14 protein-coding genes are annotated in these 15,688 nt (G+C 71.4%); 6 read left to right on the top strand and 8 right to left on the bottom strand.

The features are described from left to right. Positions 1 to 43: 43 nt before the first annotated feature. Positions 44 to 922 (bottom strand): septum formation family protein, encoded by an 879-nt coding sequence (locus LWJ43_RS04365; protein WP_277330944.1) that lies wholly within the window; start codon positions 920 to 922, stop codon positions 44 to 46. A 264-nt stretch (positions 923 to 1,186) separates the two neighbouring features. On the opposite strand from LWJ43_RS04365, the gene LWJ43_RS04360 reads away from it, so the two are divergent. After that, entirely contained in the window at positions 1,187 to 1,684 is a 498-nt protein-coding gene (locus LWJ43_RS04360) for an anthrone oxygenase family protein (protein WP_277330943.1), read from the top strand. A 752-nt stretch (positions 1,685 to 2,436) separates the two neighbouring features. Next, positions 2,437 to 3,411 (top strand): hypothetical protein, encoded by a 975-nt coding sequence (locus LWJ43_RS04355; RefSeq protein WP_277330942.1) that lies wholly within the window; start codon positions 2,437 to 2,439, stop codon positions 3,409 to 3,411. A gap of 151 nt (positions 3,412 to 3,562) precedes the next feature. Here the strand turns inward: LWJ43_RS04355 and LWJ43_RS04350 are convergent, their stop codons facing one another. The 3 genes from LWJ43_RS04350 to LWJ43_RS04340 all read right to left on the bottom strand — a co-directional run bounded on the left by LWJ43_RS04350 (position 3,563) and on the right by LWJ43_RS04340 (position 5,829). Beyond that, the gene (locus tag LWJ43_RS04350) at positions 3,563 to 3,718 is read right to left on the bottom strand and encodes a hypothetical protein (protein ID WP_277330941.1); all 156 of its coding nucleotides are present in this window, start codon (positions 3,716 to 3,718) and stop codon (positions 3,563 to 3,565) included. A 252-nt stretch (positions 3,719 to 3,970) separates the two neighbouring features. Then, entirely contained in the window at positions 3,971 to 4,609 is a 639-nt protein-coding gene (locus LWJ43_RS04345) for a pyridoxamine 5'-phosphate oxidase family protein (RefSeq protein WP_277330940.1), read from the bottom strand. A 35-nt stretch (positions 4,610 to 4,644) separates the two neighbouring features. Continuing rightward, entirely contained in the window at positions 4,645 to 5,829 is a 1,185-nt protein-coding gene (locus LWJ43_RS04340; protein WP_277330939.1) for a globin domain-containing protein, read from the bottom strand. Between the two features lie 850 nt (positions 5,830 to 6,679). Between LWJ43_RS04340 and LWJ43_RS04335 the strand changes: the two genes are divergently transcribed. Further along, positions 6,680 to 7,699: an alpha/beta fold hydrolase gene (locus LWJ43_RS04335; RefSeq protein WP_277330938.1), complete on the top strand. Its 1,020-nt coding sequence runs from the start codon at positions 6,680 to 6,682 to the stop codon at positions 7,697 to 7,699. Positions 7,700 to 7,745: 46 nt separating this feature from the next. On the opposite strand, the gene LWJ43_RS04330 is transcribed toward LWJ43_RS04335, so the two are convergent. Further along, entirely contained in the window at positions 7,746 to 8,546 is an 801-nt protein-coding gene (locus tag LWJ43_RS04330; RefSeq protein ID WP_277330937.1) for an SAM-dependent methyltransferase, read from the bottom strand. 300 nt (positions 8,547 to 8,846) lie between these two features. Between LWJ43_RS04330 and LWJ43_RS04325 the strand changes: the two genes are divergently transcribed. Continuing rightward, on the top strand, positions 8,847 to 9,566 hold the full coding sequence (locus LWJ43_RS04325) for a hypothetical protein (protein WP_277330936.1): 720 nt from the start codon (positions 8,847 to 8,849) through the stop codon (positions 9,564 to 9,566). 121 nt (positions 9,567 to 9,687) lie between these two features. Here LWJ43_RS04325 and LWJ43_RS04320 read toward each other — a convergent pair whose 3' ends face one another. Together LWJ43_RS04320 and LWJ43_RS04315 are read right to left on the bottom strand one after the other, a co-directional pair. Further along, positions 9,688 to 10,500 carry an SAM-dependent methyltransferase gene (locus LWJ43_RS04320; protein WP_277330935.1) on the bottom strand — a complete coding sequence of 271 codons (813 nt, stop codon included), beginning with the start codon at positions 10,498 to 10,500 and terminating at the stop codon, positions 9,688 to 9,690. Positions 10,501 to 10,581: 81 nt separating this feature from the next. After that, positions 10,582 to 11,916: an MFS transporter gene (locus tag LWJ43_RS04315; protein WP_277330934.1), complete on the bottom strand. Its 1,335-nt coding sequence runs from the start codon at positions 11,914 to 11,916 to the stop codon at positions 10,582 to 10,584. Between the two features lie 47 nt (positions 11,917 to 11,963). Here LWJ43_RS04315 and LWJ43_RS04310 point away from each other — a divergent pair, with 47 nt between their 5' ends. Then, positions 11,964 to 13,283 carry a GntR family transcriptional regulator gene (locus LWJ43_RS04310; RefSeq protein ID WP_277330933.1) on the top strand — a complete coding sequence of 440 codons (1,320 nt, stop codon included), beginning with the start codon at positions 11,964 to 11,966 and terminating at the stop codon, positions 13,281 to 13,283. Here LWJ43_RS04310 and LWJ43_RS04305 read toward each other — a convergent pair. After that, positions 13,260 to 14,612, bottom strand: a complete 1,353-nt coding sequence (locus LWJ43_RS04305; protein WP_277330932.1) for an MFS transporter — start codon at positions 14,610 to 14,612, stop codon at positions 13,260 to 13,262. The genes LWJ43_RS04310 and LWJ43_RS04305 overlap by 24 nt on opposite strands. A 70-nt stretch (positions 14,613 to 14,682) precedes the next feature. Between LWJ43_RS04305 and LWJ43_RS04300 the strand changes: the two genes are divergently transcribed. Beyond that, positions 14,683 to 15,681 carry a GlxA family transcriptional regulator gene (locus LWJ43_RS04300; RefSeq protein ID WP_277330931.1) on the top strand — a complete coding sequence of 333 codons (999 nt, stop codon included), beginning with the start codon at positions 14,683 to 14,685 and terminating at the stop codon, positions 15,679 to 15,681. The last annotated feature ends 7 nt before the right edge of the window (positions 15,682 to 15,688 follow it).

Genomic DNA, 15,688 nt, shown 5'->3' with positions numbered 1-15,688 from the left:
GCGGGCCGGCCGGCAGTCGGAACGGCGGCCCGCGCGGGCGGGGTCAGCCCGCCCAGGCCGCGGCGTCGTCGGCGGGGACCGTGGTGGCGAGCTCGAGCTCCTTGCGGGCGGCGACCGTCCTGTTCGGGTCGATGCCGGTGAATCCCAGGTCGTAGGCGACGTAGAAGTCGTCCGTGTCACCGGCCGAAGCGGCGTCCTTCCAGGCCTCCGCGGTCTCCGCCAGCTGCGAGCGGAGCTTGGCGGTCTGCGGCTGCTCCAGACCCTTCAGAGCCGCCAGGTGAGTGTCCAGGGCCTCGGAGATGGCCTTGGCCTGCTTCTTGTAGCCCGCCAGGTCGTCCTCGATCTGGTCCGCCTCGGGCTGGTTGTTCCAGAGCGCCTCGTAGACGGCGTTCGAACCCTTCAGGTACGTGACCTGGTCCGCGGTCAGGGACTTGTTCTCGAGCGAACCCGAGAAGGTGCCCGATTCCTTGGCGTACGTACAGCTCACGGCCCGGTCACCCGTCTTCCAGCTCTCGCTGGTCGGGTAGTAGTAGAAGAGGTCGACGCCCTTCGGTATCGCCCAGGTGTCGGGGATGAACTTCAGCGACTCCGCCGGACACCGCCGGTCGGCGATCTCCGTCGCCCCGGCGTCGCCCGGGTACTTCGACTTCCCCTCGATGTCGAACTCGCCGACGACCTGGCCCTTGTGCGCCTCGTCGCACGGAACGATCTCGACGCTGAGCTCCTCGCCCTCGGTCGCCCCGCTGTTCGGGTTGTAGCAGTCGCCAGGGGCGAGGGAGAAGACCGACCGTGTGCGTACGGCCTTCTTGGCGCCGTCCTTGGCGCTGTCGATGGCGTCGGCGCAGCCCACCGCGCCGATCGCGAGAAGGGCGACAGCGGCGGACATGCCGCGTGCTGAACGGGACGTGACACCGAAAAACATGACGTGGGCATCCTCAAACGGAAGAGCTGTGAACAGGTGTGCGCATCGTATGGCATATCTGTGACAGTGCTGTGCCGGGGATTTTCGAGGGATACCGCCTCGTCGTGGCCGGACCGGCCGAGGGGCCGGGCGAGAAGCGGAGGCGATATCGCTTGTGAACCCGATCGGCGATCGACACGGTGGAGTCACCCCGGTCCGGAGCCCGGAGCAGCCTCCAAGCACCGGCGGCCGTGCACCCCTTCTCTCTTCAGTTCAGGAGCAGACATGAGAACGCTGCAGACCGCGGCACTCCTCGCCTCGGCCGGGGGAGCGGCGCTGATGGCCGGGTTGTTCTGCGCCTTCGCGTACGCCGTCATGCCGGGCCTGTCCCGGAACGACGACCGGGCCTTCGTCCGGAGCATGCAGCACGTCAACCGTGCCGTCATCAACGGCTGGTTCCTGGTCCCCTTCCTCGCGCCCCTGCCGCTGCTCGTCCTGGCGACGGTCCTCGCCGCGCGGGGGCACAGCCCGGGGACCCTGCCGTGGATCGTCACGGCCCTGGTGCTCTTCGGGCTGGCGTTCCTGGTCACCGGGACGCGGAACGTGCCCCTCAACGACGCGCTCGACGAGGTCGGGGCGGACGCGTCCCCCAGCCAACTCGGCGCGGCACGGGCCGCGTTCGAGAGCCGCTGGGTCAGGTGGAACACCGTTCGCGCCGTCCTGCACACCGCGTCCCTCGCCGCGCTGCTCTGGGCGATCCACCTGCACGGCGCGATCGTGTAGGAGCTGAGGCGATCTGAGGGGTATCCCTCAGGAGGCACTGGGGGCACTGGGGGCACTGGGGGCACTGGGGGCACTGGGGGCACTGGGGCACCCGGCACACCCGGTCCCGCGGCTTCCCGGTCCCGCGTGACCCCTGCCGTCCCTGTCTCGTTGACCAGGCCGCGCCCCTTCCTCCGCGGCGCCGGTGAGGACTGGAGCGGTCATGTACAACACCCGGCCGTACAACACCCGGCCGGTGCGTCCGGCGCCGCAGCAGGTCCCGGTCCGGCCGGTCCGGCCGGCCGCAGGACCGCTGCCGTGGCTGGTCGCGGTCGCCGTGGTGTTCGCCTCCGTGCAACTGGCCTTCGTCGTACCGGGATCGGGGCTCGCCTGGGACGAGACCGTCTACGTGAGCCAGGTCGGCGGCAACGCTCCCGCGGCCTTCTTCAGCGCACCGCGCGCCCGCGGGATCTCCTACCTCGTGGCTCCCGTCGCGGCACTCACCACGTCCACCACCGCACTGCGGATCCACCTCGCCCTGCTCTCCGCCGCCGCCCTGGTGGTCGCCCTCCGGACCTGGCGCCACGTACTGCCACCGCCCGTACTCGTGGGCGCCGGCGCGTTGTTCGCCGGCCTGTGGCCGACCCTGTTCTACGGCCCCGCCGCGATGCCGAACCTGTGGTGCGCCCTGGGCTCCCTGGCCGCGACGGGCTGGGCCGTGCGTGCCCTGCGCGGCGGCACCGGACACGCCGGGTCGGCCGGCCGGCGCGGCCGTGGCGCTGGTCGCCCTGATGCGGCCCGCCGACGGATTCTGGCTCGCGCTGCCGCTGGTGCTCGCGGCCGTGCTGGTACCCGGCCGGCACCGGCCGGTCCTCTGCGCCGCACTCGCCGGAGGGCTCGTGGCGGGTTGCGCACCCTGGATCGCCGAGGCGTACACCCACTACGGGGGGCTCGTCGCCCGGCTGCACCGGGCCGGCGAGATCCAGGGCGGGCTCGGGTGGAACTTCGCCGTCGACGACCACCTGCGCGCGCTCGCCGGCCGGACCCTCTGCCGCCCGTGCGACATCGGATGGGAGAACCCGGCCACCGCGGTGTGGTGGGCGGCGCTGCCCCTCCTCGCAGCGGGCGGCATCATCGCGGCCCGGCGTGCGGGACGGGGCGCCGTGGCACTCCTGGCCACAGCGACGGGACTCTCGACGGCCGTTCCGTACCTGTTCCTCGTCGGGTACGCGGCGCCCCGCTTCCTGCTCCCCGCCTACGCACTGCTGGCCGTACCGGTGGCCGAGTACCTCACGCATCTGTTCGCCCGCACGCACCGAGCCCGCCGGCCGGCGGGCACCGCCGCGCTGGCGCTGCTGCTGGCAGCCCATCTCGGGGTCCAGCTCTCCGTGCTCAGTCACGTGATCCGCACCAGCCAGGCCACCGGCGCACGGTTCGCCGCGGTCGCCGGTGCGCTGAACAGGATCGGGGTGCGCCCGCCGTGCGTGCTGAGCGGGGACGACGCCGTGCCGATCGCCTACTACGCCGGCTGCGCCTCGCGGCAGACCGCTGGGCATGACGCGAGCATCACGCCTGAGGCGCTCCGCGACCTCGCGCGCCGCGAACCCGTGGCAGTCCTGGTGACCGGTGGCGGTGCGGCGCCGCCCGTCGCCAGGGGTTCGCGAGTGGTGCCGCTGCCGGCGGGCCGGGCCCACCTGCTGCCGGGCGCCGTCGAGGGGTCCGCGGCGCCGACCGGGCCCTCCGGCTGACCGGAGCGGCTCTCGGGCGGCGTCCGGGCCCCGGCACGACGCAGACGTCCGGTGTGGTGGGGATGACCGGACATCTCCACCACACCGGACGTCTGTGCCGTCACCGTGATCCGCGGATCACCCCTGGCGGCAGCGATCGCGCTCACCGCGTCTAGAAGTAGTGCTTGCGCCCACCGATCTTGCGTCCGCTCGCGCCCAGGATCCACAGGATCGCGCCTACCACGACGAGGATGCCACCGATGGTGGTCAGCAGGGAAACGCCGACCAGCATGCCGATGATGAGCAGAATGGCGCCAAGGAGAATCATTCTTCGGTCCGATCTTGGGTCTCTTCGATGCGTACCCGTCGTGATCGACGGGTAGCACTCACTTCCCGCTCCTCGCACCACGTCCACCGGGTGACATCCGGGGCCGTCGTGCGATCGGCGGCTGCATGGCCCTCTGCCGTGCTTCCTCCGTGTGCCCTGCTCATCGCCACCCATGCACGCGATTCCGATGCCTGCGGACGAGGTTCCCCCAGCCGGTTCCGAGCAGGTCGAAACCGTCCGCGGCCGCCTTGCTCAGCGGTCGTGGTAACCGATCGCGGGGTGCTCCGACGGGGCTCCCCGGTCGTGCTCGTGCCGGCCGTGACCGGCCCCCACGGCCTCCGTGGGGGTGCCGGTGAAGTAGTCGGCGTCCTTGGGGCGGCTGCGCGCGAGGCCCAGGGGGCGGGGTGCCGGCTCGAGGTGCGGGATGTGCTTCGAGCAGTGCACGTAGGCCTCGTGGACGCTGATCAGCGTCCACAGCACGGGGTGCCTTCCGGGAGCGGTGTCGGCGGGTATCCAGGGATGCGCGGCACGGAGTTCCTGGTCGCCGACGAGCTGGGCCGAGCCGTTGACGTGCAGCCCGATGTGATCGCGGGTGAAGTCCATGAAGAGCAGACCGATGTGCGGATTCTCGGTGATGTTGCCGGCGCTGGCCATCACGCCGTTCCCGCGGTACTCGGGGTAGGCCAGGGTCCGGTCGTCCAGCACCGTCACGAATCCCGGAGGCCCCGCGCGGAACGTCGCGTCGCAATGCCCGCGGGAGTCGGCGGTGGAGAGGAACACCATCGACTGGCGGCCGATGAAGTCACCCATGTCCGCAGTGAGGTGCGGGCGTACCTGCCGGTCGTAGAACGCGTCGGCGCGTTCGCCGGTGCCGAGGTGGTTCTGCAGCATGCGCTCTCCCCGCGAGGGGGTTGCGTCGTGACGGGTCACAGCTGGTCGATCTCCTGACCGGGTCGGGGCGGTATGAGGGGAGCGGTGAGCACGGGCGTGTCGAGCGGGTCGTGATGGATGTGGGACAGCGGTGTGCCCTGCTGCCTGAGGGTGTGCACCGCGCTGGTGACCATGTCGGGCGGGCCGCACAGGAAGGCTTCGTGCCGGTCCCAGGGGCCGAATTCACGCAGGACCTGCGGGAGTGTCCCCTGCTGACCGGGAATGCTCTGGTGGGAGACGGCCGCCCTGACGGACAGCCAGTGATGGCGTTGGGCCAGGCGCAGCATGTCGTCGAGGCCGTAGAGCTCCTCGGCGGTCCGTGCCCCCACGAACAGGTCCGCGTAGCGGCGCATCCCGGAGACGGCGGCTTCCTCGATCAGGGCGCGGATGGGTGCCAGGCCGGTGCCGCCCGCCACGAACAGCAGGTCGCGGTCGCCTGCCGCGGCAAGGGTCATGTCACCCTGCGGCGGCCCGAGCCGCACCCTGTGCCCAGGGACCGCGTGGTGCACGAGGGCGTTGCTCACCTGGCCCCGGTGGACGGCCCGCACGTGGAACGTGAGCGTGTGGTCCGTGCGTGGCAGGTGGGCGGGGGAGTAGTGGCGCCACGTGCGCGGGTACCAGGGGGTCTCGACGCTGACGTACTGGCCGGCGACGAAGGGGTACGGCTGGTCGGGCAGCACGGTGATCTCGGCGATGCCGTTACCGCGGTGTTCGTGCCGGACGATCTGGGCCTCCCAGGAGGCCGGGCGCAGTCGCGTGTCGTCCTCGGCGGCGTCGATCATGACCTGGGCCGCGACGCTGTAGGCGCGGGTCCAGGCGGAGGCGACCTCGTCGTTCCACGCGGTACCCGCGAAGCGGGCCAGAGACGCCACCAGGCATTCCCCCACCGCCGGGTAGTGGGCCCCCAGGGTTCCGAACTTCCGATGGTCCCGGCCGAGACGGGAGCAGAACCGCACGAGGTTGTCGACGTCGTCCACGAGATCGATGATGCGCAGCAGGCCGCGCAGCAGACGGTCGCGCTGCACGTCCATGTTCTCGGGGAACAGTCCGCGTACATCGGGGTACCGGGCGAACAGGATGGCGTAGAAGTAGACGGTCATCTCGGTCGCCTGGGGCGCCACCACGTTGAGGCTGGTGCGTACGAGAGAGATCTCCCGGTCCGTCAGCGGGGATGAGGTCATCTTCTACCCCCGACGGACGCGGGGCGGAGGCGTGTCCGCACTCGTCGAGCGGTGAAGGCGTGAGGGGCGGCAGGTGTCGCGTTCAGCGGGGGGATCACCAGCCGTACCAGATGTGCTGACAAGAAAAAGTTCGCAATCGTAGATGAACGTTTCGTGTCCTTAAGGATCAGAACCGCGAAAGTGTGATCAGCGGACGAGTCATTGTGCACATAGAGAGCCAGATCCAAACCCGTGCTCGAGATCTTTTCTTGATCCGGGAAGGTTCTCAACATGGTGGAAAAGGGTTGTAACTACCCAGTCCGCCCTCGGGAGGAGGGAAACCGGCGCACGGCACGCGACCAGGCTTCCGGTCCGCCCGGGGCCCCGTCCGGAGAGGTTCGGGCGATGGGCCGCGGGCGAGATGGGTAGATTCGGTGTGCAAATATGTGAGGCAGGGTGCCGGCGCGGCAGCGGGCGGAGAGCGAACCGGCGGATCAGCGTGCGGGGGGCTCCGGATCCTTCCCGATGATCGGCTGGATCCGCGCTCGGCCTCGGTGTCGGTGGTGCGGGCACGACGACAGGACTTCCGTGGCCGGAGAGGGCCCGTTCCGTCGGGGGAGCGCAGTCCGGGGGTGGCGCCGTCCACGAAACCATGGCAGCCGAGGGGCTGTTGCGTGCACAGGTGGTGCCGCGAGGCTCACAGGGCGCGTCTTCCGGCGTGCCCGCCGCGCGCGTGTTACGAATGCCGGGGCGGCGCACGACCACCCGGGTTCCGTCCGGGTGTCGCCTGCAACGTCCCGGTAATTCGCCCGGCGCGGGAGGTTCCTACCCTCGCTCGGGAATCGTCGGAGCAGCAGACGGAGGCGGTGCCGTGGCCGGCGCACCAGCACGCGGACGACGGGCCGAGCAGAGCGTGGGGCTGTCCCACCGGATCATCCACGGCTACCGCCGTGCCTACAGGATGGCCGGGGAGGGGCCCGCCGTCCTGCTCATCCACGGTATCGGCGACTCCTCGGCGACCTGGGCCGAGGTCATTCCCGAGCTGGCCCGCCACCACACCGTGATCGCCCCCGACCTGCTCGGCCACGGGGACTCGGACAAACCCCGGGCCGACTACTCGGTGGCCGGCTACGCGAACGGCATCAGGGACCTCCTGGGCGTCCTCGGCATCGAACGTGCCACCCTGGTCGGCCATTCGCTCGGTGGCGGTGTGGCCATGCAGTTCGCCTACCAGTACCCCGAACGCACCGACCGGCTCATCCTGGTGAGCGCGGGAGGCGTGGGGCGGGAGGTGAACCCCGTCCTGAGAGCGGTGTCCCTCCCGGGCGCCGACCTCATGCTGTCCGCCTTGCGCCTTCCCGGCATGCGCGGTCAGGTCAGCCTCTTCACCCGGCTGATCAAGCTGCTCGACACCGACCTCGGCCAGGACGCCGGCGAACTGCTCGACCTCATGGACGCACTCCCCGACGCCACCTCCCGCAGCGCGTTCATCAGCACGCTGAGGGCGGTGGTCGACTGGCGCGGTCAGACGGTCACGATGCTGGACCGCTGCTACCTGGCCCAGGGCATGCCCACTCTCCTGCTCTGGGGTTCGCGGGACGGCGTCGTCCCCGTCCGCCACGCCCACGGCGCCCACGCGGCCATGCCCGGCAGCCGCCTCGAGATCTTCGAGGGCGCGGGACACTTCCCCTTCCACAGCGACCCCGCCCGGTTCCGTGCCCTGGTCGAGGACTTCATCCGCACCACGGCCCCGGCCGACTGGAGCCAGGAACACTGGCGCGAACTCCTGCGCGCGGGCCTGCCTGGCGGCGCCGGCCCCGCGCCCGACCCGGCGTGCGAACGCGCTGTGGACCGTGACCTGCGGGAGGCGAGCGAACGCAGCGCCACATGAGGACGCGGACGGTCCGCGTGGACGCGCGAGCCCTTGACGCGGAACGTCAGGCCTTGCGGGCGACGCCGCACCACATGGGCAGGGTGTCGTCCGGGACGTCGGACGGCCCGGGACGCCAGCGCGTCAGGGTGACCACACCCGGTTCCAGGATCTCCAGACCATCGAAGAACCGTGCCACCTCCTTCTGGCCGCGCGGGGTGGCGGAGGCGTGGCCGGCGGCGCGCTCGTTGTAGATCCGCATGGACTCGGCGACCTCGGGGGCCGTGACGTCGGCGGCGGGGTGCGACAGGACGAGATAGCTGCCGGGGGCCAGACGCTCCAGCAGCCGGCGGGTGATGTCCCACGGGTCCTCGGCGTCCTTGACGTACTGCAGGATCGCCACCAGCAGCAGGCCGACCGGCCGGTCGAGATCAAGGATGCGCGCGGCCTCGTCGAGGATCGTGTCCACGTCCCGCGCGTCCGCCTGCACGTAGTCGGTCTGCCCCTCGGGGCCGCTGACCAGCAGTGCCCGGGCGTGGGTGAGGACGATCGGGTCGTTGTCGACGTACACGACACGCGATTCGGGTGCGGCCCGCTGGGCGACCTCATGCGTGTTGTCCGCGGCGGGAATGCCTGTGCCGATGTCCAGGAACTGACGGATCCCGGCTGCGGCGAGGTGACGTACGGCGCGGCCGAGGAAGGCCCGGTTGGCCCGGACCGACGGCACGATCGTCGGATTCGCGGTCGCGGCGAGCTCGGCCGCCTCCTGGTCCACCGGATAGTGGTCCTTGCCGCCCAGCCAGACGTTGTAGACGCGGGCGGGGTGCGCGCTCGTGGGATGGGGCGTGGGCAGCGGGTACGCGTTCATCGTTCGTCACCTCGTGCGGCCGGGAGGCCAGGACGGACTCGTGTTCGCTCACGCTACCCCCTGACCCGTGGCCCGCCGTCGAACGGGGAAAGGTCCGCCGTGACCCGCGAATCCGCTGCGTGGAGCCCTGCTGACGGCACGCCAGGAGCGGCGGGTGTGCCAGGGCGTCGGGCCCGTGGGTGGCCTGTGGCTTGTGGTCTGCGGGCCGGCGCCGGCGGCGAGGGGCCTGGTGGCCGGGGGTGTCCGATCGCCCCCTCCGCGGGTGCCGTAGTGTGATCCGCCCATGATCAGGGGGTCTGTGTGCGCAAGAAAACCGTGACGTCGGTACTGGCAGGCCTGCTGCTGGGAGCCGCCCTCACCGGCTGCACGGGCGAGGGCGGGCACGACGAGGAGCTCTCCGCCGACGCGTTGCTGGACGAGGCCCACAGGACGATGGGCAGGTTGAAGACGGTCACCATCGCCTCGTCGACCACAGGGGCCGCCGGCAGCAGTTACTCCAGTCGGCAGACCACCGATCTCAGGGGCCGGTGCACGAACAAGATCACCTGGACCGAGGGCGGCAGCCTCGAACAGATCCGGATCGACGACACCGACTACGTACGCCCGGACCGGGTGTACCTCGACCGGTGGTCGGGCGGCAAGGCGGCCGGAGGCAAGGCGCAGGACCGCTGGATCAAGACCCCTGCCGCCAACGCGAAGCCCGGGGACGGGCTGGTCGACTGCACCTGGCCGTTCAGTGCCTTCGGGAAGGCCGTGAAGGGAGACCGGACCGAGATCGGCGGCCGTCCGGCAGTCGCGTTGCGGGTCACCGACGAGGCCGACGAGGCGGAGGCGGAGGCGAAGGGCACCTACACCTTCTACGTCGCCACCGAGGGCAAGCCGTACCTCCTCGAGGTCCGCTACAAGGGCACCGACTACCGCAGTACCACGGCCTTCAGCGCCTTCGACGAACCGCTGGGCGTGCGAGCCCCTTCGGGGGACGATGTTTTGGACGCCGCGGACGCCGCGGACGCCGGCTAGACGACGCCTCCGGGCGGCCTGCCCGCCACGGTACGGCGTCACCTCGGCCTCGCCGCCCGGGACCGCGGGCGGGGGTGTGCCGCTCGACGGCCGCCCGCGGGTCAGATGTCCCGAACCGCGATCAGGGCTTGCGGGCCAGACCGCCGTGCTCGCCGATGAGCCGCGGGGCGGGCGCGGTGGGGTCCGGGCGCCAGAAGGGGACCGACACGACTCCCGGTTCCAGCAACTCCAGACCGTCGAAGAACGCCGTGATCCGGTCGACGGGACGCAGGAAGTAGGGGACGGCCCCGGTCTCGTTGTAGGCGTCCTGGGCCCTTTCGTAGTCGGCGTCGACGCCTCGTGACCCGTCGTTGACGGAAAGGTAGCTGCCGGCCGGAAGCCCCTCCATCAGCCGCGTGACGATGGCGCGTGCCTCCTCGTGGTCACCGACGTGGCCCAGGATGTTGCTCAGGATCAGGGCGGTGGGCCGGCTCAGGTCCAGAGTCGCGGCGGCGGCCGAGAGGATGCGGTCGGGGTCGGCGAGGTCGGCGTTCACATAGGAGGTCGCGCCCTCGGGTGTGGAGGTGAGCAGGGCGCGGGCGTGTGCCAGCACCAGGGGATCGTGGTCGACGTACACGATCCTGGCTTCGGGGGCCAGCCGTTGGGCGACCTCGTGGGTGTTGTCCTCGGTGGGCAGGCCCGTTCCGACGTCCAGAAACTGCCGGATGCCGGCCTCGGTCACCAGGTGGGCGATGGTGCGGCCCAGGAAGGCGCGGCTGCTGCGGGCCACGGTGACGATGCCCGGGAAGACGGCGCTGTACGCGTCCCCGGCCTGCTCGTCGACGGGGTAGTTGTCCTTGCCGCCCAGCCAGTGGTTCCAGATCCTGGCCGAGTGCGGCACCGACGTGTCGATCTTCTGCTGCGCCGAATCGCGCTCTGTCGTGTGGTCGGTCATGTGCACCGTTCCGTCGTCCAACCGAGGCGTGAACCCTCTGTCGTACAACCTAACCCCAACGGCCTTGCGGAGCATGCTGGTTCAGCCCCCGGCGGCGGGTGCCTCCGATGCCTTGGCGCCTCCGACGGCGGCCTGTGCCGGCGCGGCGTCCGGCCGGACGAGCCGGTGCTGCGCCAGGCAGGCCAGCACGAGCGTGGCACCGAGCACAGGCCAGGCGAACGGGCCGGCGCCCACCGCGGCCCCCACGACGACGGGGCCGAGGCTGCGCTGGGCGGACTGCGCCAGGCCGTGCACACCGAGATAGGCGCCCTGTGCCTCCCCGGGGGCGAGGGCGACGGAGAGTTCCCATGACGCGAGTGAGTGCAGGATCTCCGCGAGGGTGAACGCGACGGCGGCGAGGAGGACGGTGGCGGTGGCGAACCAGGGGCCTCCGACGGCAGAGGCTGCGAGCGCCAAGCCTCCCGTCAGGAAGGCCGCGCCGATCGGGACGAGCAGCCGGCGGGCGGCTGCCCTCGTCTCCCCGAAGCGCGACAGGGGGACCTGGAGGGCGATCACCAACACGCTGTTCAGGACGAGGACGAGCGGTGCCAGTCCGACCGGGGCGTCGGTGGCGTGGACGATCCACAGGGGGAACCCCACCTGGAGGATGCTGTCGTCCAGGAACAGCCAGATCTCCGAACCGGTGAACGCGAGGTAGCGGCGGTCCCGCCAGGGAGTCGCGGGTGCGGGCACGGTTCGGGAGGTGCGGCGGTCCGACGCGGCGGGGGAGGGGCCGGCGCCGGTGGCCGGGGACGCGACGACGCGGCTGGGGGCCGGTGGTTCGGCGCAGCGGAAGGTCAGGGCCCCGATGACGGCGTACGACGCGACGTCGGCCAGCAGGAGGGCCTGGTAGGAGGCGGTGGTGCCCACGGTCAGCGCGGCGGCGGCCCCGGCGGCGCCGACGGCCCACCCGATGTTCACTGCGGTGCGCTGGATCGCCTGGTAGCGGATGCGGTGCGGACCGGCGACCCGCGCGGCGAACAGCTTGGTCAGGACACTCGACGCGCGGTCGGGCAGGGACCCCAGGGCCGAGAACAGCACCAGCAGCGCGTAGTCGTCCGTCGTCAGCAGGGCCAGGAGGGCTGCTCCGCGGGCCAGTTGGGCGACGACCAGGATGCGGGTCACCGGGAAGCGGTCGGCCAGCCGTCCGGCGAGCGGTGGCCCGGCCACCCCGAGGATGCCGGACAGGCCCATGAGCACGCCGATCTGCGCGATCGACAGGTGTGCGACATAGACGAAGTAGAGCGTGGCCGCTCCCGTCCACAGGCCGGTGCCCACCTTGTCGATGACGGCGACCACCAGCATGCGCCGTCCGTCACGGCCGCCCGGGACCTTGAGGCGGTCGGTGAACGGTACGCGTCTCGGCCTCGGTTTCATCAGGATCCCCCTTGACACCATTTTTGTATCGGTACAAACTATTGTCTGTGGCAGAACAATATGGGATCGTCGGCGGTACGGCCAGGGAGATCGCTGCGTCCGCCGAGAGCGGTGTGGCCGACGGCGTGCTGCAGCCGGGCGCTTCGCTGCCTCCTGTACGGCGGCTGGCCGAAGAGCTCGGAGTCAGTGCCGGCACGGTCGCGGCGGCCTACAAGGAGCTGCGCGTACGCGGGGTGGTGGTGACTCTGGGGCGCGGTGGCACAGTGGTGGCGTCCGCCCCCGCCGTCACCTCGCGCCGTCCTCCGCGTGTGCCCACCGGCCTCCGTGATCTGGCGGGCGGGCACCCGGATCCCGGATGGCTCCCGGTGCTCACCCCGCCCGCGCGCGTGGAGCCCGTGCCAGGATCGCACCGTGCCTCGCCGAGGCTCGCCGTCCTCGAGGACGCGGCCCGCGCCTGGCTGGCCCGCGACGGTGTCCCCACCGGCGCGTTGACCTTCGCCCACGGCGCCCTGGACTGCATCGCCAGGCTGCTGTCCACCGAACTCAGACCCGGTGACGCCGTGGCCGTCGAGGACCCGGGCTTCCACCATCTGCTCGACCTGGTTCCGGCCCTCGGACTGCGCATGCTGCCCGTGACGGTCGACGACGAAGGCCTGCGCCCGGCGGCCCTGCGCTCCGCACTCCGTGCGGGGGCCCGGGCCCTGGTGTGCAGCCCTCGCGGCCAGAGCCCGCTCGGCGCCCGCTTCACCCCGGGACGCAGGGACGAACTCCTCTCCGTCCTGCGCGACTTCCCCGACACGCTGGTGGTGGAGGACGACCACAACGCGGACATCGCCGGAGCGGACGCGGTGACCCTCACGTCAGGGGACCTGCCCCGCTGGGCCCATGTGCGTACGGTGTCCAAGCATCTGGGGATCGATCTGCGCTGGGCCGCCCTCGCCTGCGACGCCGCCACCCTCGCGCGCCACGACGGGCGGATGCTGCTCACGTCCGGATGGGTCAGTCACATCCTCCAGGCCACCGTCGCCGCCCTGTTGACCGACCCGGAGGTGACGCGGCTGGTGGCCGGTGCCGCGCGCACGTACGCCGTCCGTCGCGACGCCCTGGGCGTGGCGCTGGGCGAGCGCGGGATCGCGTCCCACGGGCGGAGCGGCCTCAACGTGTGGGTGCCCGTCCGGGACGAATCCGCCGTGGTCAACGGGCTGCGCACACGGGGCTGGTGGATCGCTGCGGGGACACGTTTCCGTATCGCGTCCCCGCCCGGTGTGCGCGTCACGACCGCCACCCTGACCCCCGCCGAAGCGACGTCCCTCGCCGACGACTTCGCGGAGGTGCTCGCGGACTCACAGGCGGTCTACGGCGGTTGACCGCCTGCCGTCGGCTCGGCCGGCCGGGGAGGCGCGCCGGACGAGCAGCGACAGCAGAGCCGCCGCGGCGCACAGGGCGCCGAGAGTCACCCAGACGGGAGCGTATGTCCCGAAGGCGTCGCGGGCCGCTCCGCCTCCGTAGGCGGCCAGAGCGGCACCGACCTGGTGCGCCGCGCCGACCCAGCCGAACACCACCGCGCCGCCGTCACCGTAGACCTCACGGCACAGCGCGACCACCGGGGGCACGGTGGCGAGATCGAGCAGACCGAAGGCGATGACGAAGGCCACCATCGGCGGCTCCACCGTGGCGCTCATCAGCATCGGCAGGCACATCAGGAGCAGCCCGCGCAGCGCGAAGAAGACCGCGAGCAGTTGACGCGGGTCACGGCGGTCCGTGGCCCACCCGGACGCCACGGTTCCGATCACGTTGAAGACCCCGATGGCCGCCAGCAGCGACGACGCCGTCGTGGCTGGCATGCCGTGGTCGTGGGCGGCCGGGGTGAAGTGGGTCCACATGATGCCGTTGGTGGACGCCCCGCAGATCGCGTACGCACCCGCCATCAGCCAGAAGGGACGTGTGCGTGCCGCGTCGCCCAGAAGCGTGAGTGCTCTGCGGCCCGCGCCGTCGTGGGGGACGGGGCGCGGTACCTGGAAAGCGGCGCCGTAGGGCTCACGCCCGACGTCCGCGGGGTGGTCGCGCAGCACGAGCCACACCAGCGGCACCGTCGTGCACGCCGCGAGTACGAGGGTGACGAGGGAGGGGCGCCACCCGTGCCGGTCCACGACCCAGGACAGCGCCGGAAGGAACACCATCTGACCGAAGACGCTCCCGGAGGCGAGCAGACCGGTGACCAGACCGCGTCGCCTGACGAACCAGCGCTGGGTGACCGTGGCCCCGAAGGCCGTCGCCGTGGAGCCGGTGCCCAGACCGACGAGCACACCCCAGTACAGGGTGAACTGCCAGGCCGTCGTCATGACGGAGGTGAGCGCGGCCCCTGAGGCGATGAGCACGAGTGCGACGACCACGACGCGGCGCATGCCGAAGCGGTCCATGAGGGCGGCGGCGAACGGGGCGGTGAGACCGTACAGGACCATGTTCACCGAGGTCGCGAGACCGATCGATCCGCGGGACCAGCCGAATTCCTGCCGCAGAGGCCCGGCGAGCAGGCCGGGCAGGGTCGAGAAGGCCCCGGCCACGACGATCGCGAGCAGCGCGACAGCCGCCACCCACCACGCGCGGTGACCGAGGATGCCCCGGCGCGGGGGAAGGGCGCGATGGCGGAGCCGGCCGAGGTGGCCGCGGTGCGAACGGCCGGTGATTGCTTCCATGCGTCGATCGTCATCGTGTGACTGCGGGGCAACCACTGGCGAGATGGACTGCTTCTGCAAGAATCTGGCCATGGTGAAGAAGAGGCATCGAGTGGTCGTGCTCGTACGCCCCGGGCTGCTGCCGATGGAGCTCGGGATCGTGCACCGTCTGTTCGCCCAGGCGGTCTCGACGTCCGGTGAGCCCCTGTACGAACTCGTCACCTGCACACCGAGGCCGGGCGTCGTGCCGACGGACACCGATTTCACGATCAACGTGGCGGCCGGCCCCGAGGCGCTGGAGCACGCGGACACCGTCATCGTGCCGGCGGCCCAGGAGGACTACGGGGCACAGGAACGTGGCCGGATCGACGCGGAGGTGGCCCGTGCCCTGGAGCGGATCCCCCGCGGAGCACGGGTGGCGTCCATCTGCACCGGCTCGTTCGTCCTCGCGGCGGCCGGACTGCTGCACGGGCGGCGTGCGACGACGCACTGGAAGTCGTGCGAGGAATTCCGGACGCTCTACCCGGAGATCGAGGTGGACGCCGACGTGCTCTACACCGACGACCGGGGCGTCCTCACCTCGGCGGGTGTCGCCTCCGGTATCGATCTCTGCCTTCACATGATCCGTACCGACCACGGGGCGGCGGTCGCCAACACGGTGGCCCGCGGAACCGTGGTACCACCCCACCGAGAAGGCGGACAGGCCCAGTTCGTCGAACGCCCGGTCACCCCGCCCGAGCAGTGCTCGACGGCTCCGGCCCGGGAGTTCGCCCTCCGGCACTTGGACCAGCCCCTGAAGCTGGCCGAGCTGGCGGGCCGCGCCTCGATGAGCGTACGGACCTTCAACCGGCGTTTCCGGCAGGAGGCCGGTCTCACGCCCATGCAGTGGATCACCCAGCTACGTGTCGACAGAGCAAGGCAGTTGCTGGAGAAGACCGACCTGCCGGTGGACCGCATCGCCGTTGACGCGGGCTTCGGCACCGGCACCGCGCTACGGCAGCACTTCCACGTGGCGCTGGGAGTGTCACCCCGCGCCTACCGCTGCACGTTCCGGGGTGCACCCGACCGTAACGCGGATACCGGCGCCTGAGAGCGGG

The organism is Streptomyces sp. JH34 (assembly GCF_029428875.1).
Classification (GTDB): Bacteria; Actinomycetota; Actinomycetes; order Streptomycetales; family Streptomycetaceae; genus Streptomyces.
Note: the sequence above shows the minus strand (reverse complement) of the source record. Positions and strands in the feature narration are given on the sequence as shown.

Excerpts from the sequence above, each read along its gene's own strand:
- LWJ43_RS04365 (WP_277330944.1), bottom strand. The coding sequence starts at position 922 with ATGTTTTTCGGTGTCACGTCCCGTTCAGCACGCGGCATGTCCGCCGCT.
- LWJ43_RS04360 (WP_277330943.1), top strand. The coding sequence starts at position 1,187 with ATGAGAACGCTGCAGACCGCGGCACTCCTCGCCTCGGCCGGGGGAGCG.
- LWJ43_RS04350 (WP_277330941.1), bottom strand. The coding sequence starts at position 3,718 with ATGATTCTCCTTGGCGCCATTCTGCTCATCATCGGCATGCTGGTCGGC.
- LWJ43_RS04345 (WP_277330940.1), bottom strand. The coding sequence starts at position 4,609 with ATGCTGCAGAACCACCTCGGCACCGGCGAACGCGCCGACGCGTTCTAC.
- LWJ43_RS04340 (WP_277330939.1), bottom strand. The coding sequence starts at position 5,829 with ATGACCTCATCCCCGCTGACGGACCGGGAGATCTCTCTCGTACGCACC.
- LWJ43_RS04330 (WP_277330937.1), bottom strand. The coding sequence starts at position 8,546 with ATGAACGCGTACCCGCTGCCCACGCCCCATCCCACGAGCGCGCACCCC.
- LWJ43_RS04320 (WP_277330935.1), bottom strand. The coding sequence starts at position 10,500 with ATGACCGACCACACGACAGAGCGCGATTCGGCGCAGCAGAAGATCGAC.
- LWJ43_RS04315 (WP_277330934.1), bottom strand. The coding sequence starts at position 11,916 with ATGAAACCGAGGCCGAGACGCGTACCGTTCACCGACCGCCTCAAGGTC.
- LWJ43_RS04305 (WP_277330932.1), bottom strand. The coding sequence starts at position 14,612 with ATGGAAGCAATCACCGGCCGTTCGCACCGCGGCCACCTCGGCCGGCTC.
- LWJ43_RS04300 (WP_277330931.1), top strand. The coding sequence starts at position 14,683 with ATGGTGAAGAAGAGGCATCGAGTGGTCGTGCTCGTACGCCCCGGGCTG.